General features: G+C 39.6%; 23 protein-coding genes. 10 read left to right on the top strand and 13 right to left on the bottom strand.

Going from position 1 to position 22844, the window contains the following annotated elements:
• Positions 1 to 44: 44 nt before the first annotated feature.
• Positions 45 to 503 (bottom strand): energy transducer TonB, encoded by a 459-nt coding sequence (locus tag ALFOR1_RS03760; protein ID WP_104642111.1) that lies wholly within the window; start codon positions 501 to 503, stop codon positions 45 to 47.
• Positions 504 to 665: 162 nt separating this feature from the next.
• Between ALFOR1_RS03760 and ALFOR1_RS03755 the strand changes: the two genes are divergently transcribed.
• On the top strand, positions 666 to 2336 hold the full coding sequence (locus ALFOR1_RS03755) for an amidohydrolase (protein WP_104642110.1): 1671 nt from the start codon (positions 666 to 668) through the stop codon (positions 2334 to 2336).
• A gap of 51 nt (positions 2337 to 2387) precedes the next feature.
• Here the strand turns inward: ALFOR1_RS03755 and ALFOR1_RS03750 are convergent, their stop codons facing one another.
• On the bottom strand, positions 2388 to 2624 hold the full coding sequence (locus tag ALFOR1_RS03750) for a YgjV family protein (RefSeq protein WP_058547151.1): 237 nt from the start codon (positions 2622 to 2624) through the stop codon (positions 2388 to 2390).
• 279 nt (positions 2625 to 2903) lie between these two features.
• Here ALFOR1_RS03750 and ALFOR1_RS03745 point away from each other — a divergent pair, with 279 nt between their 5' ends.
• Positions 2904 to 3560 (top strand): Crp/Fnr family transcriptional regulator, encoded by a 657-nt coding sequence (locus tag ALFOR1_RS03745; protein ID WP_058547150.1) that lies wholly within the window; start codon positions 2904 to 2906, stop codon positions 3558 to 3560.
• Between the two features lie 63 nt (positions 3561 to 3623).
• Here ALFOR1_RS03745 and ALFOR1_RS03740 read toward each other — a convergent pair whose 3' ends face one another.
• Both ALFOR1_RS03740 and pepB read right to left on the bottom strand, forming a co-directional pair.
• The gene (locus ALFOR1_RS03740; RefSeq protein ID WP_058547149.1) at positions 3624 to 4190 is read right to left on the bottom strand and encodes a phosphoribosyltransferase; all 567 of its coding nucleotides are present in this window, start codon (positions 4188 to 4190) and stop codon (positions 3624 to 3626) included.
• A 182-nt stretch (positions 4191 to 4372) separates the two neighbouring features.
• A complete protein-coding gene (gene pepB, locus ALFOR1_RS03735; RefSeq protein WP_058547148.1) occupies positions 4373 to 5668 on the bottom strand; it encodes an aminopeptidase PepB in 1296 nt (431 codons plus the stop codon).
• A gap of 121 nt (positions 5669 to 5789) precedes the next feature.
• On the opposite strand from pepB, the gene sfsA reads away from it, so the two are divergent.
• From sfsA to ALFOR1_RS03695, 8 genes are all read left to right on the top strand, one after another.
• A complete protein-coding gene (sfsA, locus tag ALFOR1_RS03730) occupies positions 5790 to 6515 on the top strand; it encodes a DNA/RNA nuclease SfsA (protein ID WP_104642109.1) in 726 nt (241 codons plus the stop codon).
• Positions 6516 to 6770: 255 nt separating this feature from the next.
• Positions 6771 to 7214: an RNA polymerase-binding protein DksA gene (dksA, locus tag ALFOR1_RS03725; protein WP_058547146.1), complete on the top strand. Its 444-nt coding sequence runs from the start codon at positions 6771 to 6773 to the stop codon at positions 7212 to 7214.
• Between the two features lie 20 nt (positions 7215 to 7234).
• The gene (gluQRS, locus tag ALFOR1_RS03720) at positions 7235 to 8179 is read left to right on the top strand and encodes a tRNA glutamyl-Q(34) synthetase GluQRS (RefSeq protein WP_104642108.1); all 945 of its coding nucleotides are present in this window, start codon (positions 7235 to 7237) and stop codon (positions 8177 to 8179) included.
• A 269-nt stretch (positions 8180 to 8448) separates the two neighbouring features.
• Complete coding sequence (gene pcnB / locus ALFOR1_RS03715) at positions 8449 to 9747, top strand: polynucleotide adenylyltransferase PcnB (protein ID WP_104642107.1); 1299 nt, start codon at positions 8449 to 8451, stop codon at positions 9745 to 9747.
• Positions 9748 to 9750: 3 nt separating this feature from the next.
• Entirely contained in the window at positions 9751 to 10236 is a 486-nt protein-coding gene (gene folK, locus ALFOR1_RS03710; protein WP_104642106.1) for a 2-amino-4-hydroxy-6-hydroxymethyldihydropteridine diphosphokinase, read from the top strand.
• Between the two features lie 31 nt (positions 10237 to 10267).
• A complete protein-coding gene (gene panB, locus ALFOR1_RS03705; protein ID WP_058547142.1) occupies positions 10268 to 11062 on the top strand; it encodes a 3-methyl-2-oxobutanoate hydroxymethyltransferase in 795 nt (264 codons plus the stop codon).
• Complete coding sequence (gene panC, locus ALFOR1_RS03700) at positions 11062 to 11910, top strand: pantoate--beta-alanine ligase (protein ID WP_104642105.1); 849 nt, start codon at positions 11062 to 11064, stop codon at positions 11908 to 11910. Before panB ends, panC begins: the two co-directional genes overlap by 1 nt.
• Before the next feature lie 238 nt (positions 11911 to 12148).
• Entirely contained in the window at positions 12149 to 12385 is a 237-nt protein-coding gene (locus ALFOR1_RS03695; protein WP_058547140.1) for a hypothetical protein, read from the top strand.
• Positions 12386 to 12452: 67 nt separating this feature from the next.
• Here the strand turns inward: ALFOR1_RS03695 and ALFOR1_RS03690 are convergent, their stop codons facing one another.
• The 9 genes from ALFOR1_RS03690 to ALFOR1_RS03650 all read right to left on the bottom strand — a co-directional run bounded on the left by ALFOR1_RS03690 (position 12453) and on the right by ALFOR1_RS03650 (position 22843).
• Positions 12453 to 13418 carry a PstS family phosphate ABC transporter substrate-binding protein gene (locus tag ALFOR1_RS03690; protein WP_058547139.1) on the bottom strand — a complete coding sequence of 322 codons (966 nt, stop codon included), beginning with the start codon at positions 13416 to 13418 and terminating at the stop codon, positions 12453 to 12455.
• Positions 13419 to 13525: 107 nt separating this feature from the next.
• Positions 13526 to 14830, bottom strand: coding sequence for a phosphate regulon sensor histidine kinase PhoR (phoR, locus tag ALFOR1_RS03685; protein ID WP_058547138.1), 1305 nt, complete (start codon positions 14828 to 14830; stop codon positions 13526 to 13528).
• Between the two features lie 54 nt (positions 14831 to 14884).
• Positions 14885 to 15574 (bottom strand): phosphate regulon transcriptional regulator PhoB, encoded by a 690-nt coding sequence (gene phoB / locus ALFOR1_RS03680; RefSeq protein WP_058547137.1) that lies wholly within the window; start codon positions 15572 to 15574, stop codon positions 14885 to 14887.
• Between the two features lie 645 nt (positions 15575 to 16219).
• Positions 16220 to 17284 (bottom strand): class II fructose-bisphosphate aldolase, encoded by a 1065-nt coding sequence (fba, locus tag ALFOR1_RS03675; protein ID WP_058547136.1) that lies wholly within the window; start codon positions 17282 to 17284, stop codon positions 16220 to 16222.
• Positions 17285 to 17485: 201 nt separating this feature from the next.
• Complete coding sequence (locus ALFOR1_RS03670) at positions 17486 to 18661, bottom strand: phosphoglycerate kinase (RefSeq protein WP_104642104.1); 1176 nt, start codon at positions 18659 to 18661, stop codon at positions 17486 to 17488.
• A 65-nt stretch (positions 18662 to 18726) separates the two neighbouring features.
• Entirely contained in the window at positions 18727 to 19737 is a 1011-nt protein-coding gene (gene epd / locus ALFOR1_RS03665; protein WP_058547134.1) for an erythrose-4-phosphate dehydrogenase, read from the bottom strand.
• Positions 19738 to 19908: 171 nt separating this feature from the next.
• Positions 19909 to 20571 carry a peroxiredoxin-like family protein gene (locus ALFOR1_RS03660; protein ID WP_058547133.1) on the bottom strand — a complete coding sequence of 221 codons (663 nt, stop codon included), beginning with the start codon at positions 20569 to 20571 and terminating at the stop codon, positions 19909 to 19911.
• A gap of 79 nt (positions 20572 to 20650) precedes the next feature.
• A complete protein-coding gene (locus ALFOR1_RS03655) occupies positions 20651 to 21385 on the bottom strand; it encodes an SIMPL domain-containing protein (RefSeq protein ID WP_104642103.1) in 735 nt (244 codons plus the stop codon).
• Positions 21386 to 22219: 834 nt separating this feature from the next.
• Positions 22220 to 22843, bottom strand: a complete 624-nt coding sequence (locus ALFOR1_RS03650) for a 3'-5' exonuclease (RefSeq protein WP_104642102.1) — start codon at positions 22841 to 22843, stop codon at positions 22220 to 22222.
• Between the last annotated feature and the right edge of the window lies 1 nt (position 22844).

Genomic DNA, 22844 nt, shown 5'->3' with positions numbered 1-22844 from the left:
AAAAGTTATGGCTAGGTTATTGCCTAGCCTGAAATTTATTATGGTTAGTAATAAAACTTACGAGCAGGACAATTTTTTAGATACTCTTCGCCTGTCGGCTTTGGCGTGAGTGAATAATCCAGTCTAATATTTGTTAGTACTGGTTGCTTATTTGTATTTTGAGGGGCAGCCTTCCAACGCCACAACTTGACAGCTTTAAGAGAGCTTTGATCAAACACACCTTCTGGGTATGAAGAAATGACCTTATAACCTTGCGCTTTACCTTGTGAATTAATGACTGTCACAAGCTCGACACACCCTGTAATGCCTTTTTTAGCGGCTTTAGCCGGATAGATTGGCTCTACCCTTTTTTTGTTTAGCCAGTATTCTTTTTCTGTATCACGTAATTCTGGAGTAGATAAGTCTAAATAATTAAGCTTAGATATATCTTCCGAAGAATCTGTAGTTGAACTGCATGCACTAAGTAAGGCAGTCATTGGAAATATAAAGTATAGAGCTTTCATAGCAACTCCTTATGCGTTAATAAATCGTTAATACTAGGTAGTATTCACATAAATTACCTAATACGCAACCAAAAAATAATATGGTATTACTCACCTCTCACATTGGTATTATAAATTTTGGTTTGCTAGTGTTAACGCACAAACAATAAAAAATAATACCTTATGCAACTCAAAACATTGATAAAACCACTGCTACTAGCAACCATATTAGCTAATTCGTGCCACGCTATTGCTCAAACCAAAGTTATATACAACGCAAACGGCTACACACCTTTATACAAAGGTGAAGTACAGCAATTTTCTACCCTTGTTATTAAAAATGGTAAGGTAATAAACCTAGGCGGAGATGCCCTTAAAAATAGCTTCCCTAATGCGAAACTAATTGATGCACATGGCAACACCTTGCTACCTGGTTTGATTGACGCGCACGGCCATGTAATTGGCCTTGGCGACAACTTATCGCAATTAGATGTACGAGGTACAAAATCGGTTGATGACGTTACTTCAAAATTAAAAGTGTTTGCTAAAGATAAACAAGGCTGGATTGTAGGCCGAGGCTGGAACCAAGAGCTTTGGAGCGATACCCGCTTTCCAAGCGCCAAAGACTTAGATAAAATAGTTAACGACCGCCCTGTTGTACTTTCACGCGTTGACAGCCACGCTATTTGGGTAAATAGTAAAGCGCTTGAACTTGCAGGCATAACCGCCACAACCGAAGCGCCTGAAGGCGGTGAAATAATAAAAGATGAGTTTGGCAATCCTACTGGCATATTTGTTGATAAAGCCGAAGCGCTAATTACAAAACATATGCCAGCTCCTTCAAAAGAAGATATTAGTAATTCACTAGATGCAGCCGGCAAGCACTTATTAAGCTTAGGCATTACCTCAACACACGATGCAGGTATTGATAAAACCACATGGCAAGTTTACAAAGAACGTGGCGACTTAGGTAATTTACCACTTAGAATTGTGGCTATGTTAAGCGGTGCAAGTCCAGATTTAGAAGAAATGCTAAAAGCAGGCCGCTACCATGACAAAAATGACTTTATGGAAATTCGTAGTGTTAAAGTATATGCCGATGGCGCATTAGGATCTCGTGGTGCTGCCCTTATTGAAGAATATGCAGACAGATCAGGTCATCATGGTTTAATGCTTGAAACACAGCAAAAGCTCGAGTCTATTTTTACTCAAAGCTTTAAAAGCGGCTTTAGCGCAAATACGCACGCTATTGGTGATAAAGCAAATAAGGTAGTTCTTGATGCCTATCAAAATGTATTTAAAAAAACTGGCGGAATACTTCTTCGAAACCGAATAGAGCACGCGCAAATTGTAAAGCCTGACGATATTCCTCGCTTCAAAGCATTGAAAATAATTCCATCTATGCAACCTGTTCATGCTACTTCAGATATGCACATGGCAGAGCAGCGTTTAACTGACAAACAACTAAGCGGTGCTTATGCTTGGCAAACATTTTTAAAACAAGGTTCGGTAGTGGCTGCAGGGTCTGATTATCCTGTAGAACTGGCAAACCCATTTGATGGCCTGTATTCAGCTATTACACGGATGGATCATAATAAATTGCCTGAAAACGGCTGGCGTGCAAGTGAAGTACTTAATAGGGAAGATGCATTACGTGCGTTCACGCTAGGCGGTGCTTATGCGGCACATCAAGAGTTTAAAGTTGGCAGCTTAGAGAAAGGTAAATGGGCTGACTTTATTTTAATAGACAAAGACTACTTTAAAGTACCCGTTGAAGAAATTTATAGCACTCATGTATTACAAACATGGGTTGCCGGTAAGCTTAAGTACAAAAAAGAAGTTAACGATAAATAAAACAAAAAAAGGGTTAACTCACGTTAACCCTTTTTAGTACCACCGAATAGTTTAGCTTTTTGCCTGAACTACTTTTGGCTGGCGATATAATTTAATAATATGATACATGTTTACTAGCGCAAGTAAGCCATTAGTGAAAATGACAGGTACGGCGTTAATTGCCACACCATAAGCTGTAAAAACAATACAGCCAAACATATTATACCAACGCAGTTTAACTACATCGGTCATTGTTAACGATGCAACCAATAAAGCTGATGCAATATAACCTAAATATTCCCAACTCAATTGTTCTCTCCTAGGCTTTAGGTTAGCATTACATTACTGCTAACTTATGGCACTTATAAGTATTGCAAAGTGTTAAATAAAAAAGCTAACTTGCATAAAAACCCAAAAAAGTTTGCTGGTGGTTGCCAACAACTTCCTAAATCATTACACGGGAAATGAAGGTAAAATAATACATCTAGCAAGGCTAGATGTAATTGCAAGTTAGCGTAAATTCTTAGAGCTTTAATGTTAACGTCATTAGGGTGTAATAAATAGGACAATTGTCCGAAGAGCATATTGATGTTTCAATACCATTTTTCTAGTTACCTTGTTGAACAACTTCTTACCTTTGCGGGTAGTAGTTATCAGCAATCAAAAAAAGAAGTGCTGATCCACCAAGATCAGCCTTTAAGCAAGCTTGTGCTTGTACGCAGTGGCACTGTGTCGTTTAGTTACGATGTAGGCAACGGACGCCGCCTGCTGTTAGGTCAATTGGATTGCAACAATACGTTGATAGGCGAAATAGAAGCGCTTAACAATAACCCGTGTATTTATACTGTTACGTGTTTTAGTGACGTAACCTATAACTTAATTGAATTACGACATTGGCGAGCACTACTACTCGAAAAGCCAGAACTTAGCTTATACACAGCACAAACTATCGCGGCTAAGTTTCAGGAAAACCAAAAAATCAATTTAGATAAGTTATTACTACCCCTGAGCTACAACATAGCTAAGGATTGCTTATTAAGAGCCGAGAACAACAACCCTACGCTTCTAAGAGCTTACCCTACAGTGAATGCCGAAGCCGAACGCTTTGCAACCACTGAGCGAGCTTACAGACGCGTTGTGACTGAACTCGTTGAAAAAGATCTAGTGCAAAGAAGTACTCATGGTTTGCAGGCGGTCGACATTCCCAAACTTAGCGAATATGTTGATAGCTTTGCTCAACTTTAAGTTGTTTAAAATTTTCTCATAAAAAAAGGCCTCAACGGCCTTTTTTTATGGATAAATTACATATTACTTTTCTAGTAAGATATCGTGAATCTTTGCAAGGTCTGATTTACCTTCAATGATTTCATCAGGCGTTAAACCCGATAACTCATGCGGGAACACTAACCACTCTTCCGATTCATGAATGTAGTAATCTGGAATAGTATCTACTTTTGAGTTTTTAGGTTTGTAGTACGGGCACGCAATACGAATGTCGCTAGGTAGGTTTAAACGCATTAACTCAGAAAGCTTTTCTTTAAGAGCGACAATACTGCGGCCTGAGTCAAATACATCATCAACAATTAGTAACGAGTCACCCGCATTGGCGTTTTCTACAATGTAGTGTAAACCGTGTACTTTAATTTCTTTTGATTGTTTACCAATGCCGTAATAAGACGAAGTACGAACCGCAATATGGTCGGTTTCAATACCTTTGTAATCGTAATATTCTTGCACAGCAATACCGATTGGTGCACCACCTCGCCAAATACCAATAATAAAGTCTGGACGAAAGCCGTCTTTATAAACTTGTGCCGCTACGCGGAATGAATCTTCAAGTAGCTGTTGAGCTGTGATGTAGCACTTATCTGACATAGTTAGAACCCCAGTGGTGAGTATAACATTTGAGTGAAGGCTCTTTAGCCAATAAATAAACACTCAAACAGGTATTGGCGCAGGATTTTACCGCAAATAAAAAAAAATTGCTTGTCTGTAAATAATAAATTAGGCACCAAAGGGTGCCTATTTAAAGTATTAAAAGCCTATTTTACGTATTATTAAGCTTTTTCTAACAATGTACGGGCAACTGTTCTCATGCCTTGAGTTGTTGCACCCGCAGCCCATTGACTGGTGCTGCCCATATTAAATGCAGCAGCTAAATCTATGTGTACCCAACCTTTACCATCGTTTGGTACAAAGCGTGATAAAAAGCCTGCCGCGTTTGATGCGCCGCCGTAACCGCCACCTTTTTGAGCACGGCTATTAGCCGTATCAGCGTATGGTGATGGGCAATTTTGCTGGTGCCATTTTTCAAGAGGTAATGGCCATGCTGCTTCCATTTCTTGAGACGCAAAATCTTCTACTTCACGAACTAGTTCTTTATCAAGTGCAAATAAAGCGTTGTACTCTTGGCCAACAGCAACAAGTGCAGCGCCCGTTAACGTAGCGGCATCAATAATTAATGGTGCACCCGTTTCGCCTGCAGCCATTAAGCCATCGGCAAGTACTAATCGTCCTTCAGCATCGGTATTTACAATTTCAACAGTTGTACCGTTTTTGTAAGTTAAAATATCGCCTAACTTGTATGCATGACCAGAGATTAAGTTCTCTGCACAACATAAAAATAGTTTAATGCGTTTTTCTACACCACGATTAATAGCCAATGCTAAACCTGCGGTTACCGTTGCTGCACCGCCCATGTCGCACTTCATACCAAGCATACCTTCGCTTGACTTGATTGAATAACCACCAGAGTCAAATGTAATACCTTTACCTACAAGGGCTGCACTTACTGGTGCATTTTCATCGCCTGTAGGGTTGTAATCAAGCTCAAGTAATACAGGAGGGCGAACACTGCCACGGCCAACCGCATGAATACCAATCCACTGTTGCTCTAATAAGGCATCACCTTTAATGATTTGGTAACTTACGTGCTCAGGCGCTAATGATTGAATAAATTCAGCTGCTTTTTCAGCAAGGCTCTCTGGGTAAATGTCATCAGCTGTGCCGTTTACCATTTCACGTGCCCATGTAGCCGAGGCTTTTAAATGTGCAAGCTCTTTAATATCTGACTGTGCGTTATCTGTAAATTCAACACCATCTAATAACTTTGGTGTCACAAAGCCTTGGTAAAAAGCCCACTGGCTTTCGGTGCACCATGCGTCACCAGCTAATACAACGCTTTTTACGCCTTGGTTAGCAATAGTACGCGCTGCTTTTTGAACATTTTTTAATGTTTCTTGCTCAGATAAATGAACCGTTGCGCCTTGCTCGTTAAAAGACAACGTGGCGCTTTCGCCCCAATGGCTCGGTGCTGCGTGTTCGCTTAGTTGAACAACAAATTTTTCACTCATGTTAGAATATCCTTGCACTTAAATGTGCCAACGAGTTTACTATAGTGCGCACAAGTTCCCAACAGCTTGAGATAAATAACATAAACCTACGTACCAACTGCGTTTAGTATTGGAATATTTAATGAAATACAGCCCAGCCCTACAAAGCGCGACCCTATTAAAGCGCTACAAACGTTTTTTAGCCGACCTACAACTTAAAGATGGCAGCGAGTTTACCGCTCATTGTGCCAACACAGGCAAAATGACCGGCTGTGCAGAACCTGGCTTTAGCGCTTTTTATTCAACCAGCGACAACGCCAAGCGAAAATACCCACAATCATTAGAGCTGACCAAAAATAATTTATCGCAGCTTATTTGTGTAAATACAGCCATTGCTAATAAAGTGGTTGAAGAGGCTATAAACAACAATGTTATTACTGAGCTTAACGGCTATGAGCAGCTGCAAAGCGAAGTAAAGTACGGCAGTGAAAATAGCCGCATAGACTTTTTACTTACCGATAGCAGTAAAAGTGATTGCTACGTTGAAGTAAAATCGGTCACATTACTAAGTCAAAGTGACCCGCAAAGCGCTCAAGGCTATTTTCCGGATGCGCAAACGCTGCGTGGACAAAAACATATTCGCGAACTCATAGAAATGATCGGACAAGGCCACCGTGCAGTATTACTGTTCGCTGTATTGCACGAAGGTATAAATAAAGTGAGCGGTGCTGCACATATAGATGAAAAATATAACGCACTATTAAACCACGCTATTAGTAAAGGTGTTGAGGTTTTAGTTTATAAAGCAAGCATTAGCGCCAATGAAGTAATACTCAATGAGAAAATTGCATTTATAGCTAACTCGTAAAAATATGAGTCTATAATGCTTAAAATTAAAAATTTAACTTGTTTTTAAACTTTTTGCCCATATTAATAGGCAAGTTTTAGAAAGCGAAAATGCGGCTATTAAAAGAACAATTAGCAAAAAATGTGCTTTTTAGCCGCAAAATATGGTTGAAGCTAATTCGATTAATCAAAAATAAATTTGCCTAGGGTATAAGATTCTGCTATTTATACCGCCGGCTAATGCTGAGGCATTAAATTAAGGATTTAGGAGAGAGTTATGCCAGACCAAAAAAGACATGGTTTATTGGCTCAGGCCGGTTTAGAACCATACCAAGAAAAGCCGGGCGAAGAGTATATGAATGAAGCACAACGTGCTCATTTTAAAGCGATTTTAGAAGCATGGCGCAACGATTTACGTAACGAAGTTGACCGCACAAAATCGCATATGCAAGACGAAGCTGCTAACTTTCCTGATCCAGTTGACCGCGCTGCGCAAGAAGAAGAGTTCTCTTTAGAACTAAGAACTCGTGACCGCGAACGTAAACTGATCAAAAAAATTGAAAAAACAATCAATTTAATTAAAGAAGACGATTTTGGCTTTTGTGAATCATGTGGCATCGAAATTGGCATTCGCCGCTTAGAAGCGCGCCCAACTGCTGATTTATGTGTAGATTGTAAAACACTTGCAGAAATCAAAGAAAAACAAGCTGGACGCGGTTAATTAACCAATATTAATTAACTATGTCTCCTACAGCCGTTACCACGCCTTTGCGTGACTATCGCGGTCGTTTTGCACCGTCTCCTTCTGGGCCATTACACTTTGGCTCACTTGTGGCGGCTGTGGGTAGCTTTCTTGATGCTAAAGCTAACCAAGGAAAGTGGTTAGTACGTATAGAAGACATAGATACTACACGCGTGGTCAAAAACGCCGACTCCGATATTTTACACACCTTACAAGCCTACGCCCTCAACTGGGATGAACCCGTTGTTTATCAAACGCAGCGCTTAGATTTATATCAAGATGTTACTCAAACACTTTTAAAACAAAATCTTATTTATGCATGTCGTTGTACGCGTAAACAAATAAAAGCCATTGGTGGCATTTATCAAGGGCATTGCAAGTCACTTAATCATGATAAAACTACAGGTGCACTACGCCTTACTCAGCAATACCCCACTACTCATTTTAGCGATTTAATACAAGGTGATATAAACGTAAATAAAGCCCTCGCCGTTGAAGATTACCTTATAAAGCGAAGTGATGGATTATTTGCATACCAGCTTGTTGTTGTTATCGATGATATTGACCAAGGTATAAATCGTATTGTTAGAGGCGCTGATTTAATTGAGCCAACAGCAAGGCAAATAAGTTTATTTAAACAACTTAACAGCCCTACTCCTGAGTTTGCCCATTTACCTTTAGCGGTTGCAGAACCTGGCTTTAAACTCTCTAAACAAAATTACGCACCAGCAATTAGTAAACAAAACCCAAAACCTGCTTTAATCAGTGCGTTTGAATTTTTAGGTTTGCCCATCAGCACCGATTTAATAGATTTAAATATTGAACAATTAATTGCGTGGGGAGTTAAAAACTTTAGCTTAAAGCAAGTACCTAAAGTGCCTGAAATACAAATTTCTCAACATCCTACTCACCAAGCAGTCCAATTTACGCATTTAAGCAAATAAAATAGCTAAAAACGGCTTAATTTCAACACATCAACTTAATTTTTAAACCCTGCTGGTATATGATAGCCGCCTAAATATATGCTAATTATGTTAAGCAGCCAGTAATACGTTTTAACGCCTATACTTGCTGCAGTTTTGATTGCAATACAGAGCCAATCAACACCTTCTGTAGGAGACAGATTATTATTTCCAAGCTTTTTCAATTTTGCAGGCAGATTATTGGCCCAAGTACCAATACTGAAAGTGCCGCTGTAAGTAGCGAACCGTTAGTGATCCCGCGTGGTGAACATGGTATTTCTCGCAAACAATTTAGCCCAAATGCAATCAAAGTATTATACCGCTTAAAAGACGGTGGTTACGATGCCTACCTAGTTGGTGGTTGTATTCGCGATATATTGTTAGGTCAACAGCCAAAAGATTTTGACGTAGTAACAAACGCAACGCCTGATCAGGTAAAAAAGCTTTTTAGAAACTGTCGCCTTATTGGCCGCCGCTTTCGTTTAGCGCACATTGTATTTGGTCGCGAAATTATTGAAGTAGCCACAATGCGCGGGCACCACGAAGCGCAAGAAGACAAAAACCAAATAAGCCAATCAAGTAATGAAGGGCAATTATTGCGCGACAACGTTTTTGGTAGTATTGAAGAAGACGCCGAGCGCCGTGACTTTTCAATCAACGCTTTGTATTACTCAATTAACGATTTTAGCATTCACGATTACGCTAACGGCTTAGCTGCAATTAAAGCAAAGCAAATTGAGCTAATTGGCGATCCTGAAACACGTTACCGTGAAGACCCTGTTCGTATGCTACGAGCGGTACGCTTCGCTACAAAACTTGATATGAGCATTGCACCTAATAGCGAAAAGCCAATTACTGCACTTGCCAGCTTACTTGATAACATTCCGCCTGCGCGTTTGTTTGAAGAAGTACTTAAACTGTTTTTAAACGGTAAAGCCGAAGCTAACTTTTTAATGTTACGTCAATACGGTTTATTTAAATCGCTATTTCCTGAACTTGATAAAATTTTAGATAAAAATCCAAGCAGTCTTGAAACTGCATTTATTCAGCAAATGTTTCAAAACACCGATAAACGCATAAATGCTGACAAAAAAGTAACACCCGCTTTTGTATTTGCCGCCTTACTATGGTTTCCGCTACTTGAACGTACTAAAAAGATTCAAAACCAAGAGCAACTTTCTGAATACGACGCTTTTGCACAAGCAATGAATAAAGTACTTAGCGATAATTCACAGCATATTGCTGTACCAAAACGCTTTACCTTAGGTGCTCGCGACATTTGGCATATTCAGCATCGTTTAGATAAACGAGCAGGTCAACGTGCTTACAGGCTAACGCAACAGCCTCGCTTTAAAGCAGCTTACGACTTTTTATTATTACGCGTAGATGCAGGCGAAACACAACATAACGAATTAGCGCAGTGGTGGACTCAATACTTAAGCCAAGATATTAACGGTCAAAAAGAGATGGTGAAAAACTTAGGTCATCAAGGTGGACCTAAGCCACGTAAACGCCCTCGTCGCCGTAATACAAAAAAGCCAACTGAGTAAAACATGCAGCGTGTTTATTTGGGTTTAGGAGCCAACCTAAACTCACCAAAAGAGCAGCTTGATAACGCAGTAACAGCGCTTAAAAAGCTGCCTAATTGCGAATTTATAAGCGTATCGCATTACTATGCAAGTAAACCTATGGGCCCGCAAGATCAGCCCGATTACGTTAACGCAGTAGCCTGTATAAAAACATCCCTTGAGCCAGAGCAATTACTTGATTTCACTCAAGCAATTGAACTTGAGCACGGCCGTGTTAGAAAGGCCGAACGTTGGGGGCCGCGCACGCTAGACATAGACACGCTACTTTTTGGCCAGCAGATTATTAATACGACCCGTTTAACTGTGCCACATTATGGTTTATGCGAACGTGAGTTTGTAGTTTATCCGTTACTAGAACTTGCACCCGAACTTATTTTACCAAGCGGTATTGCATTAAAAACCATTGCAAATGGTTTACCGCTCAACGACCTACAGCAATTACCTCTGTAATTAACCAAGGCTTTAGCCTGCGAGGAATATTATGTCTAAAATAACCGTTTCTACTTTAAATAAAATGAAAGCAGAAAATAACAAAATCACTGCGCTAACGGCCTACGATGCCAGCTTTGCTAAGTTATTTCATGATAACGGCGTAGAAGTTATTTTAGTGGGTGATTCTTTAGGTATGGTACTTCAAGGTGGCGACGACACGCTTGGTGTAACTAATCAAGATATCGCCTATCACACACGTTGTGTACGCGCAGGTAGCCGTGAGCTATTTGTTATTGCCGATTTACCATTTATGACCTATTCAAGTGTAAGTGACACCTGTAAAAATGCTGCAGAGCTAATGCGTGCTGGCGCTAATATGGTAAAGCTTGAAGGTGGCGAATGGCTATACGACAGCATTAAAACACTAACTCAGCAAGGTATTCCGGTATGTGGTCATTTAGGACTTACACCTCAATCAGTGCATGTATTTGGTGGTTTTAAAATTCAAGGCCGTGAAGACGACAAAGCACAAAAAATGATTGATGATGCAAAAGCACTTGAAGCAGCAGGCGCGCAATTATTAGTACTAGAATGTATTCCAAGTGCCCTTGCTGAACGTATTACTGATGCGATTAACATACCTACTATTGGTATTGGCGCAGGAAGTTTAACCGATGGTCAAATATTAGTAATGCACGACCTTGTGGGTATTTCAGCAGGTTACATACCTAAATTTTCTAAAAACTTTTTGCTCGAAACAGGCAACATGCCACAAGCCGTTCAAAAATATTGTACAGACGTTAAAAGTGGCGCGTTCCCAAGCGCCGAACACGAGTTTAAATAATGCAGTCAATTACAGAAATCAAATCATTACGTAGTCAAATTAAAGCATGGCGCCAAGCAGGTCTTAGCGTGGCATTAGTGCCAACCATGGGTAACTTACACCGAGGCCATTTTTCACTTGTTGAAAAAGCAAAAACATTGGCCGATAAGGTAGTCGTAAGCATTTTTGTAAACCCAATGCAATTTGGCGCAAATGAAGATTTAGATAACTACCCGCGTACACTCAATGAAGATAAACAAGGTCTTGCCGACCTTGAAACCGATATTGTATTTACCCCAAGCGTAGACACCATTTACCCTAACGGTTTAGGTGCACAGAGCTTTGTTGATGTACCCGATATATCTATGGGTTATTGCGGCGGCTCACGCCCTGGTCACTTTAGAGGAGTCGCAACTGTTGTTACTAAGCTATTTAACTTAGTACAGCCAGATTATGCCTGCTTTGGTGAAAAAGACTTCCAGCAGCTGCAAGTTATTAAAACCATGACCCGCGACTTATCAATACCAGTTGAAGTTATTGGCGTACCTACGATGCGAGAAGTCTCAGGCCTTGCCATGAGCTCGCGTAACGGATACCTATCGGCCGATCAAAAAGCGACTGCTACAGTACTTTTTAAAACCTTAAACGAATGTGCAGAGCAAATTAAAAGCGGTAATAAAGACTTTATTGCACTGAGTAATAGCGCTAAGCAAAACTTAGAAGCGGCAGGTTTAAAACCTGACTATTTTGAGATAGCTCAACGAGATACATTAAAAGCTGCTACACTCGAAGATACACAATTTGTTATTTTAGCCGCAGCCTTTTTAGGCAGTGTTAGATTAATAGACAACTTACAAGTTGTTATTTAATACCCATTCGCTAATTAAGTAATCTATTTTGAGGGTGGAAAGCCTGTTGATAGCTAGGAAAAAACTCGTTATTGAGTTGTTCTCGGCAATTACTCCTGTATTGCTCTACCTTCTGCATCTATGCAGTCGTAAATGAGGGTTTTTAATGCAGGTAGCGACACGTTTAGCCCCAAAATGATTAAGTATTATCGCGGATTGGTATAACACTTTAGCGAGCGACTTTAAGGATAAGATAAGCATGCAAACTTTACTAAAATCAAGCGTAGTTGCCCTTACTTTTGTACTATTAGCAGGTTGTCAAAACCAAGTTGAAAACCCTGAAATGAACCAGTGTGCTCAACAAAACTACCAGTGCGAAACCAGCTGTGAACAACAAACAACTGCTGAAAGTTTAAAAAAACAAGTATGCTCGGGTAAATGTGTAGAAAGCTATAACCAGTGTAAAGTACAGGCCGAAAAGTTAGGTAATATATAATTTAGCTTTAGATTATAGATACAAAAAAACCGCTCATTGAGCGGTTTTTTATTAACTTAGATTTATATTATAAACCAAGCTTTTTAAGTTCAACTTCTACTAACTTAGCAGATAGTGGTACGTAACCATCTTTTTCAACGATTTTTTGACCGTCTTTAGAAAGTACCATTCTCAAGAACTCTGCTTCAATTGGCGAAAGTGGCTTGTTAGGGTGCTTATTTACGTAAAGGTATAAAAAGCGAGACAGTGGGTATTTACCTTGCGCAACGTTTTCAAGTGTTGCATCTACAAAGTTAGTGCCTTTTTTAGCTAGTGGCACAGTACGTACACCTGACGTTTTGTAACCAATACCTGAGTAACCAATAGCATTTAATGATGAAGAGATTGACTGCACTACAGATGCAGAACCTGGTTGCTCGTTTACGTTGTTACGGAAATCACCTTTACATAGTGCTTTCTTTTTAAAGTAACCGTACGTACCAGATACTGAGTTACGTCCATATAATTGAATGTCTTTTGCAGCCCAGTCGCCAGTTAAACCAACATCACTCCAACGGTTAACTTGCTCAGATGCACCACACTTACGAGTAGAAGAAAAAACAGCATCTACTTGGTCAATACGAAGACCTTCAATTGGGTTATCTTTGTGTACAAATACCGCTAGTGCATCAATTGCTACACGTACTTCAGTTGGTTTGTAACCGTAACGCTTTTCGAACGCTTCGATCTCTTTAGATTTCATTTTACGGCTCATAGGTCCCATATTTGAGGTACCTTCGGTAAGCGCCGGTGGAGCAGTTGAAGAACCTGCCGCCTGAATTTGAATGTTTACATTTGGGTAAATACGTTTGTACTCTTCAGCCCAAAAAGTCATCATGTTGGCTAACGTATCAGAACCTACAGATGAAAAGTTACCTGAAACACCGTTAATTTTTTGATATTCAGGAATTGCTTTATCAAGTGCAACAGCCTGCGCAGATACTAAAGTTGTAACAGCCACACCCATTGCGGCAACTAAATTTTTAAATTTCATGTGGGGTTCTCCGATTTGTTCGTCCCATTTCCTAACTGCCGTCTACTCTAAAGTGAGTAGATGACAGTTACATTACCCTTAAATGACACTTTTATGACTTTGATTTTTTACGCTTGTGGAACTATCTTATCTATTGAAAATTCAAAAGAAAAACACGATCCTTTACCCACCACGCTACTAATATTTAATTGGCTGTCATGCCTTGTAAGCACATGTTTTGTGATCGCAAGCCCTAAACCTGAGCCACCGGTTGTTCGGCTTCTGGCCTTATCTACGCGGTAAAAGCGCTCGGTCAAACGGTTTATATGCTCAGGCGCAATACCATCGCCATTATCATTTACGCTAAAACAGGCATGATTATTTTTACGCTGCCAAGTTACTTCAATTTTTCCACCGGGTTTAGTGTAATGAATTGCGTTAAATACTAAGTTAGAAAATGCGCTGCGTAGCTCATCCTCTGCCCCTTTAATATCTAAAGTGGTATCAATATTAAAAATTAGCTCGTGGCCTTTATCTTGGTTAATTGATTGCGCTTCGGTTTGAATATAGCCAAGTAGCTGAGGTACATTTACTACTTTATCGCTGTCTTGGCGACGAGCGCCTTCAATTCGCGATAGCGATAGAAGCTGATTAACTAAGCTATCCATGCGCTTACATTGCTCAAGCATGGTATTTTGCGCTTTATTCCACATAGCTGGCGGTGGCATCATATCGCCATCCATCATTTCTAGGTAGCCTGTCACTACCGTAAGCGGCGTGCGCAGCTCATGCGATACATTGGCAACAAAGTCTTTGCGCATTTGTTCAAGCTGTTTTAAACGCGTTACATCACGCACAACAACCATAAGCTGAGTACTTGCATACGGCATTACCCTAAACTCAAGCACTTGCTCTATTGCATGACCATTATCAAGTTCAAGTGGCTCCTCAAACTCACCACGGTGCATATATTTTGCAAATTTAGGTTCGCGTATTAAGTTATCTAAGCGCTGACCATGATCTGTAGGCCACTGCAGACCTAATACCTTAAGTGCTAACTGATTACACCACACAATACTTAAATCGTTTTGAAGTACTATAACTGCGTCGGGCACCGCTTCAGCGCCATCACGAAATCGCCTAATTAAATCAGCAAGTTCGTTACGCTTTTTACGATTGCGATGTTGTAAATGATATATACCTTCAAAAACTTGCTCCCACGCGCCCTCACCTTCAGGCGGATTAAAGCTACGTTGATTTAAGAGCCAGTCACTTAAACGATAAAGTTGATGGTAGTGCCATACAAGAAGGGAAGTTGTGCCTAAAAATAAAAGCAAAAATGGTGCGCCAACTAGCACACCAATTAATAATAAGGGTAAAAAATAAATACACAGGCGCTTTGCTAACGCCTGCTTGTTAACAACTCGATACATACACTCACTTTACCTTAGAGTAGTACTTTACAAACAAGCAAAGCTGTAAGTACGTTATAATTTGCTTGAAAAACGGTAACCTGCGCCACGTACAGTTTGTACTAAACGGTCATGTCCAAGTGGTGCAATCGCTTTACGCAAGCGGCGAATATGCACATCAACAGTACGGTCTTCAACGTATACGTTAGTGCCCCAAACATGATCTAGCAGTTGTTCACGGCTATACACACGCTCTGGGTGGGTCATAAAAAAGTGTAATAATCTAAATTCGGTTGGGCCCATATCAAGTTCGCTTCCCTCAGAGGTTACACGATGCGAGATAGGATCTAAACGAAGACCATGAACTTCTATCGCTTCTTCTAATGACGTTGGTGAAACACGGCGAATAACCGCTTTAATACGTGCCATCAGTTCTTTAGGTGAAAACGGTTTAGTCACGTAATCATCTGCGCCAACTTCAAGGCCGCGAACTTTATCTTCTTCTTCGCCGCGAGCAGTAAGCATAATAATAGGAATTTGACGAGTATATTCACTTTGCTTAAACTTTTTAGCAATTTGAATACCGCTGCCTCCTGGCAACATCCAATCAAGTAAAACCATGTCTGGGTAAGGTTCTACCATTGCAGCAATGGCAGAGTCGTAATCTTCTGCTTCAATTGCCTGAAATCCATTTTGCTCTAAAACAAAAACCAACATCTCCCTAATAGGAGCTTCGTCATCTACGACTAGTACTTTACGTGACATTCCAAATTATCTCTTACGCTATCGAATTAGTTTTCATTATTATGACTAAGTATGACATTTTTATGAAAGTGTAACGTGTAAATTAAAATCGTGGTAAAAAAAACACAAATTAGTGACAAAAACCCTCATTAACGTCATATTTTTAAAAACATTTTAATTATTAATGTCGTTAAAAACATATTTTAAAGCGATTACAGTTTTATTTCATTGAGGATAAACAAAATCTTTTTGATGGGATCATCACTTTACTAACTTAGTTTACAAACTTTTGCTTTTGCCCAATATTAATGGATGCACGTAACCATTCGCTCAAAAATAGATCGGTTTTTTACTAAGAGCTAAGTAAAAGATCAGATTTTTACCAAGCAGATCGGTGTTGAGATCAGAGTTTTACTTAGTCAAAACGCTAAGTTACTGATTATTTGTATAAATAAAAAACGATCAGATTATTTATAATGCAAAAATGGCCTTAATATAAGCTGTGCTTAGTAAATTAATGATCCAAAAAATAGGTGCGTTAGTAAATGCGTGATCCCAAATAACCGGGTTAGTAATACAGTGATCTCAGCATAATAAAATTGATAGGCATTAAAAAAGCCAGCAACTAAGTTACTGGCTTTTGAAAAAATCGCTTATAAGAGCGTATTATCTAATTTTTGGGTCTAGTTCGCCGCTTAAGTATTTAAGGTGCATTTCATCGAGTGAAATTGGCTTAATTTTACTTGCCTGCCCTGCTGTGCCAAACGAGTTATAACGCGCTACACAAATCTCTGTCATCGCTTTTGTAGCTTCTGCTAAGTATTTACGCGGGTCAAAGTTAGATGGGTTAAGCGCCATATGGCGGCGAATAGCACCGGTAGAGGCTAAACGTAAATCTGTATCTATATTTACCTTGCGAACGCCAAACTTAATACCTTCTACAATTTGCTCTACTGGTACACCGTAAGTTTCAGGAATTTCGCCACCGTATTGATTTATGATCTCTAACCACTCTTGTGGTACAGACGACGATCCATGCATTACTAAATGCGTATCAGGAATACGTGCGTGGATCTCTTTAATACGATCAATTGCTAAAATATCATCCGTTGGCGGACGCGTAAATTTGTAAGCCCCGTGCGATGTACCACAAGCAATAGCCAGCGCATCAACATGAGTTTTATTTACAAAGTCTGCCGCTTCTTCAGGGTCGGTAAGCATTTGATCCGTAGTTAGTTTACCTTCTGCGCCTACACCATCTTCTTCGCCAGCTTCACCTGTTTCAAGTGAGCCAAGTACACCTAACTCGCCCTCAACCGATACGCCACACGCATGCGCCATCGCAACGGTTTCGCGTGTTACTTCTACATTGTATTCGTAGCTTGAAGGGGTTTTACCATCGCTCATTAATGAGCCATCCATCATTACAGATGAAAAACCTAGTTGAATTGAGCGTTGGCAAACACCGGGTGAGGTGCCGTGATCTTGGTGCATTACAACGGGTATATGTGGCCATTCTTCAACGGCTGCTAAAATCATGTGGCGGATAAATGGAGCACCAGCATAAGCACGTGCGCCTGCTGATCCTTGAACAATTACTGGGCTGTTTGTTTTATCAGCCGCTTCCATTATTGCGCGCATTTGCTCTTGGTTATTCACGTTAAAGGCTGGAACGCCGTAACCGTGTTCAGCTGCATGATCTAAAAGTTGTCGCATACTGATTAAAGCCATTGGGTATTCTCCAATTTATCGACAGCAGTCTCCTACCATCTAGTTTGAACGGATTTGTTAGTTTGGCGTTTAAATAACACCACGAAAAATCACTGCTTCGCAGCAAAGTTCCGTCAAAATTAATTATTAAATTAGGGTGAGAGGTATTTAATAATTAATTGTTGGCGAGGGTTTCCCCTCACCTTACACAGCTAAATAAATTTATTTAGCGCGCGACTCTAGCATTTCTACTGCTGGAAGTTTTTTGCCTTCTAAAAACTCTAAGAACGCACCACCACCGGTAGAAATGTAAGAAACTTTATCGGCAATGCCGTATTTATCAATTGCAGCTAAGGTATCACCGCCACCAGCAATTGAAAACGCTTTTGAATTTGCAATTGCTTGTGCAATAGCGCGCGTGCCATTACCAAACTGATCAAACTCAAATACGCCAACAGGGCCATTCCACACTACAGTACCTGCATTTGCTATAATTTTAGCAAGTTGGCTGGCTGTATCTGGGCCAATATCAAAAATCATATCGTCGCTTGTCACTTCGCTTACATCTTTAAGCGTAGCAACAGCTGAGTCTGAAAACTCATTACCTACTACAACATCGGTAGGAACCGGAATTTCGCCATCGTTTGCTTTAGCTGCTGCACATAAACGATTTGCTTCGTCCATTAAATCAGCCTCGTAAAGTGATTTACCAACCGGATGACCTGCAGCTGCAATAAAGGTATTAGCAATACCGCCGCCAGTTACTAGCTGGTCAACAATTTTAGAAAGAGAGTCTAAAACGGTTAATTTAGTTGATACTTTTGAACCACCCACAATAGCCACTAATGGGCGAGCTGGGTTATCAAGTGCTTTACCTAATGCTTCAAGTTCAGCCGATAATAGCGGACCTGCACAGGCTACATCTGCAAATAAGCCAACGCCATGCGTAGAGGCTTGTGCACGGTGAGCCGTACCAAATGCATCCATTACATACACATCACACAGTGCTGCAAGTTGTTTTGATAACGCTTCATCGTTTTTCTTCTCGCCTTTGTTAAAGCGTACGTTTTCAAACACAACAACTTCGTTATCAGCAACTTCAACGCCGTTTAGGTAATCTTTTTCAAGGCGCACTGTTTGCTCTAGGGCATCGTTTAGGTAATCAGCTACAGGTGCAAGCGAAAACTCTTCATCATATTCCCCTTCCGTAGGACGGCCAAGGTGTGACATAACCATTACTTTAGCGCCTTTCTCAAGCGCTAATTTAATAGTAGGTAGCGCAGCACGAATACGCGCATCTGACGTCACTTTACCTGCTTTCACTGGTACATTTAAATCTTCACGAATTAATACGCGTTTGCCGTTTAAATCTAAATCTGCCATTTTTATGACCGACATGAACATCTCCTTAGTTAACGATTCTTGAACCTGAAAAATATATTTAAAATTATTATAAAATACGTTTACTTAGCCATCATAGCACGAGCTGTATCGAGCATACGATTAGCAAAACCCCATTCATTATCACACCACACTAATAACTTTATCAGCCTTTTATGACTAACACGTGTTTGAGTGCCATCGATAATACAAGAATGCGGGTCGTGATTAAAATCAACCGATACCAATGGCTCTTCGGTGTAACTTAAAATGCCTTCTAAGCGGTCTTTCGCTTGTGCTTTAAGTGCATTATTTACTGTATTTAAATCAACATCAGCGTTAACCGTCACGCTTAAATCCATCGCCGTAACATTAATCGTTGGTACACGCACCGCTATCGCTTCAAAGCGGCCTTTAAATTTAGGCAATATGCGGTCTATACCACGGGCAAGCTTTGTATCGACCGGAATAATAGACTGACTCGCAGCGCGAGTACGGCGTAAATCATGATGATACGCATCAATTACTTGCTGATCGTTCATCGAAGCATGAATAGTAGTAATAGCGCCCGACTCAATACTAAACGCATCGTCTAATACTTTAATTACGGGTACCACACAATTTGTGGTACACGAGCCGTTAGATACAATAGTGTGCTCGCTTTTAAGCTCATCGTCGTTTATGCCATAAACAATTGTGGCATCTACGTCGTTATCAGCCGGATGCGAAAACAACACCTTTTTAGCGCCCGCAGTAATGTGTAGTTGTGCGTGTTCACGCGAATGATAAACACCAGTACATTCAAGAACTACATCTACATCAAGGGTTTGCCAAGGTAATTCTACTGGGTTTTCTTCACAAAAAAGTGCAATGGTATCGCCTGCAACACTAATGGTGTCTTCACCAAGTTTTACAGGAAAAGAAAAACGACCGTGGGATGTGTCGTATTTTAATAAATGAGCAATAGCTTCAGGGTCAGCAAGTTCGTTAATCGCAACAATTTTTATCTCGTCGCTCAAACCTGACTCGTACAACGCGCGGACAATATTTCGACCAATACGACCAAAACCATTAATTGCAAGTTTGATTGCCATGAAATATAAAATCCACTCTCTTTACGTGCAGATAAAGGCAATATGCCTTTTAGATGGCTGTATTGTAATCGACCTTGAACATTATTATAAGAGGGAGCGATTAGAAACTTTGAATTAACCCAAAAGTAGCTAAAGTGCAGGCTACTTTTGAGTAAGTACAACCTAAAGAGTTTAACTAAGTGCTTTCAATGCATTAATAATATCTTCTGGCTCTGAGCGTGTGCGGTAATCAACATCAACATAACGCCACGTTACCCTACCTTCGCTATTTAAAACAAAGGTTGCAGGGATAGGTAAAATGCTGCCATTGCCGTTATTAAGCGACTCTAAATCAAGGCCGCGGTCTACCCGCATATGCTCTAATAAAAATGTAGGGACTTTCCACGCTACGCCATAACTTGCTGCAACATCTGCATTTTGGTCACTCAGTACTACAAAATCCATGTTACTTATTTCGTTTTCGCTCATTGAGCCATCAGGCACTTGCGGGCTAATAGCCACCAACTGTGCGCCTAATGCATGAATTTCAGGTAAGCGTGATTGAAGCGCTTTTAGCTGCAAATTACAGTATGGACACCAACTACCACGATAAAAAGTAATAACCACGGGGCCTTTAGTAAGTAACTCGGTTAACTGCACCAATTGACCATGTTGATTTGGTAACTCAAAGTTTGGCGCGTTTTGGTTTAGAGCAAGTGCGTTAGCACCCTCTTGAAAAGATTTTGCTTGAGCAATACTCCCATCAACACCTTTCATAAAAGCAGGATTACCTTTTCGCCCTGCTGCTACTTTTGCCTCGGTTTGTGCTTTTAATGTGTTGCTTTCATCGCTCATAGTATGGCTACCTTCAAATTAATCAAAAACGTAAAGCCAGCTTACATTATGATAATGTATTTGGAATGAAAATTTTAACTTAATCATCTACTTCTAAATCAAACACCACATTTATAGATGATTTAAATGTAATAGTTTCATGCAGGTATCTACCTTGCTTAAATGGATTTCTAGTAACTTTAGAGCCGGTCACTACTATTCGCTCAAAACTATCTGCGCCATAACCATAACTTGAACGGTTAGAATTTGAATTAATACTGTAAATTTTTCCAAGTTCTGCCCCAAACGCTTTAGCAAGCTCGCTTCCTTTAACTATAGCGTTTTCTATTGCGCCTTGTGTTGCTTCAGCTTCTAACTGCGAAGATTTTGAAGACATAAGCTCAATATTCGTCACTTCATTAATTTTTACACTTAGTGCAAAATCGATAAAATCATTCACTTTTTCAATATTTCTTAATGTTACTTTAAGTGTTATTGTTGCTACATATCCTGCATTTATTGCTGTACCGCTCTCGACATTAAACATATCGTCATCATTATGAGTTAACAGGCTTGAAGCGGAAACATCAGTCTCCTTAACATCATACTTGCTTAAACCTTTAAGTAACAAATTCACTCGGTCATCCACATCACGTTTAGCATCAAGTGATTTGTCTTTAAAGCTTATTACTTCAAAAGATATTTGAGCCATATCAGGCACAGCCAATATCTCAGCTGATCCTTGCACTGCAATATGACGATTAGCAGGTAAGCTTGAATTAGCAAAAGCGATAATTGGGAATAAGGTTAAGAAAATAGTAGTGATGAGTTTCATAATTTGCCCTGAATAAGTGCCATGCTGAGTTATGCGTCCATACTAATAAATAGCAGCCAATCGTGTTTCAGCGAATGTTTAATTACTGTGTGTTTGATGCAGCTTTTGACTCTGGCTTAATCGATTTTTCTTGGTGTAGATTAGGTATTAATGCTGAAATATTTTCTTGTGAAATAATAAGTAACTTCTCTCGTTTATTATCATAAACAAATAAATTTCCAATTGTTGAGGCTACTATTTGAACATTTTGAATGTTGAGTTACTTTACTCTGAGTAATTGGATAATTTAATGATAAGTGATAACTCATTGTTTTTTCGTTTACTATATCTTTACTATGTAAATACGCCAATATAGTAGGGTATGTAGGTATTATAAGCGCTAAAAATAATACCGCTGTATAACTAGGTTTTAATAAATAGTACGGGTAACAAAAGCCATAATAAAGTCTTTTTAAAATGTTTGTTTTACTAGGGTCTGGTATGTGTCCTGAGCGCCAATTGAAATAAATAGCAGTTATAACGATGATCGCAGTATAAAGAGTAATAAGTAAAGGATTTGAAATCAGTGCCAGTAAAAAGTCACTTATTTCAATAAAGTTGAATACATCAACCGAAAAGTTATTAAGTAAAACGTAAAGATACACAACACCTGATAAACTACCCAGTAAGTAAAGAATAGTAAGAAACACACCAAAATTATTGTGAATGTACTTTTTAACTGCTTTAAGGTCATTGTTTAACTGGTTGTAATACTAACTGGCGGCTTCAATTACCATAAAAAATCCTTTTAAAATTCTTATCTTAACAAAATAAATAGTAAATGCTGTAGTTTTGTTAAATTATTGACCTCAACTGCAACTCTTTGCCACGGCTTATTTGATGGCACTGAGCTAGTAGTAATTCGGCGGTCGCTTGTGCATCGGTAAGCGCATGATGACAATGATAACTTGGTAACTCATAACGCGTACGACACGCACTTAGGGTTAAATCATCTTGTTTTATATCACACGAATGATTAATTAGTCGTTTTTGTTCTATATGGAGCGTGTCGAGGATGAGTTTGGGTTGAATATTAATATTTGCGCTTTTAAGCGCCACTTTTAAAAAGCCCCAATCAAGCATTGCATTATGAAACACTAAAATACAATCACTAAAGTGGCTGCTTAATTGCGCTAATATACTGGTAAGGCTTTGCCCTTTAGCTAAAGTATCGTCGTTAATTCCATGATATACAGGGCTTTGCTCTAGGCTTTTAACATCTTTATTAACTAAGTGTTTTGACTCACTCATTTTTATACATTGGTTATCTATTACAACCCACGCTACCGATACAATTTCGTGTTGTTTTGCATCAAGCCCTGTTAGCTCTAAATCAATAACTAAATAGCGCTGTGTTAACGCATTTTGACTTAATAAATTTCGCTTTTTAAAGTATTCGCTAAGCAATTTTTTCACCATG

Origin of the sequence: Pseudoalteromonas carrageenovora IAM 12662 (genome assembly GCF_900239935.1) — a bacterium.
In the GTDB taxonomy this organism is placed as follows: Bacteria; Pseudomonadota; Gammaproteobacteria; order Enterobacterales; family Alteromonadaceae; genus Pseudoalteromonas; species Pseudoalteromonas carrageenovora.
This window is presented reverse-complemented; position numbering and strand designations above follow the sequence as displayed.

Coding starts and splice junctions, on each gene's coding strand:
- ALFOR1_RS03695 (WP_058547140.1), top strand. CDS start 12,149: ATGCAAACTTTACTAAAATCAAGCGTAGTTGCCCTTACTTTTGTACTA.
- ALFOR1_RS03650 (WP_104642102.1), bottom strand. CDS start 22,843: ATGGTGAAAAAATTGCTTAGCGAATACTTTAAAAAGCGAAATTTATTA.
- dksA (WP_058547146.1), top strand. CDS start 6,771: ATGCCAGACCAAAAAAGACATGGTTTATTGGCTCAGGCCGGTTTAGAA.
- ALFOR1_RS03690 (WP_058547139.1), bottom strand. CDS start 13,418: ATGAAATTTAAAAATTTAGTTGCCGCAATGGGTGTGGCTGTTACAACT.
- phoR (WP_058547138.1), bottom strand. CDS start 14,830: ATGTATCGAGTTGTTAACAAGCAGGCGTTAGCAAAGCGCCTGTGTATT.
- ALFOR1_RS03760 (WP_104642111.1), bottom strand. CDS start 503: ATGAAAGCTCTATACTTTATATTTCCAATGACTGCCTTACTTAGTGCA.
- epd (WP_058547134.1), bottom strand. CDS start 19,737: ATGGCAATCAAACTTGCAATTAATGGTTTTGGTCGTATTGGTCGAAAT.
- gluQRS (WP_104642108.1), top strand. CDS start 7,235: ATGTCTCCTACAGCCGTTACCACGCCTTTGCGTGACTATCGCGGTCGT.
- ALFOR1_RS03670 (WP_104642104.1), bottom strand. CDS start 18,661: ATGTCGGTCATAAAAATGGCAGATTTAGATTTAAACGGCAAACGCGTA.
- pepB (WP_058547148.1), bottom strand. CDS start 5,668: ATGAGTGAAAAATTTGTTGTTCAACTAAGCGAACACGCAGCACCGAGC.
- sfsA (WP_104642109.1), top strand. CDS start 5,790: ATGAAATACAGCCCAGCCCTACAAAGCGCGACCCTATTAAAGCGCTAC.
- panB (WP_058547142.1), top strand. CDS start 10,268: ATGTCTAAAATAACCGTTTCTACTTTAAATAAAATGAAAGCAGAAAAT.
- ALFOR1_RS03655 (WP_104642103.1), bottom strand. CDS start 21,385: ATGAAACTCATCACTACTATTTTCTTAACCTTATTCCCAATTATCGCT.
- ALFOR1_RS03755 (WP_104642110.1), top strand. CDS start 666: ATGCAACTCAAAACATTGATAAAACCACTGCTACTAGCAACCATATTA.
- ALFOR1_RS03745 (WP_058547150.1), top strand. CDS start 2,904: ATGTTTCAATACCATTTTTCTAGTTACCTTGTTGAACAACTTCTTACC.
- ALFOR1_RS03660 (WP_058547133.1), bottom strand. CDS start 20,571: ATGAGCGATGAAAGCAACACATTAAAAGCACAAACCGAGGCAAAAGTA.
- folK (WP_104642106.1), top strand. CDS start 9,751: ATGCAGCGTGTTTATTTGGGTTTAGGAGCCAACCTAAACTCACCAAAA.
- panC (WP_104642105.1), top strand. CDS start 11,062: ATGCAGTCAATTACAGAAATCAAATCATTACGTAGTCAAATTAAAGCA.
- fba (WP_058547136.1), bottom strand. CDS start 17,284: ATGGCTTTAATCAGTATGCGACAACTTTTAGATCATGCAGCTGAACAC.
- phoB (WP_058547137.1), bottom strand. CDS start 15,574: ATGTCACGTAAAGTACTAGTCGTAGATGACGAAGCTCCTATTAGGGAG.
- ALFOR1_RS03740 (WP_058547149.1), bottom strand. CDS start 4,190: ATGTCAGATAAGTGCTACATCACAGCTCAACAGCTACTTGAAGATTCA.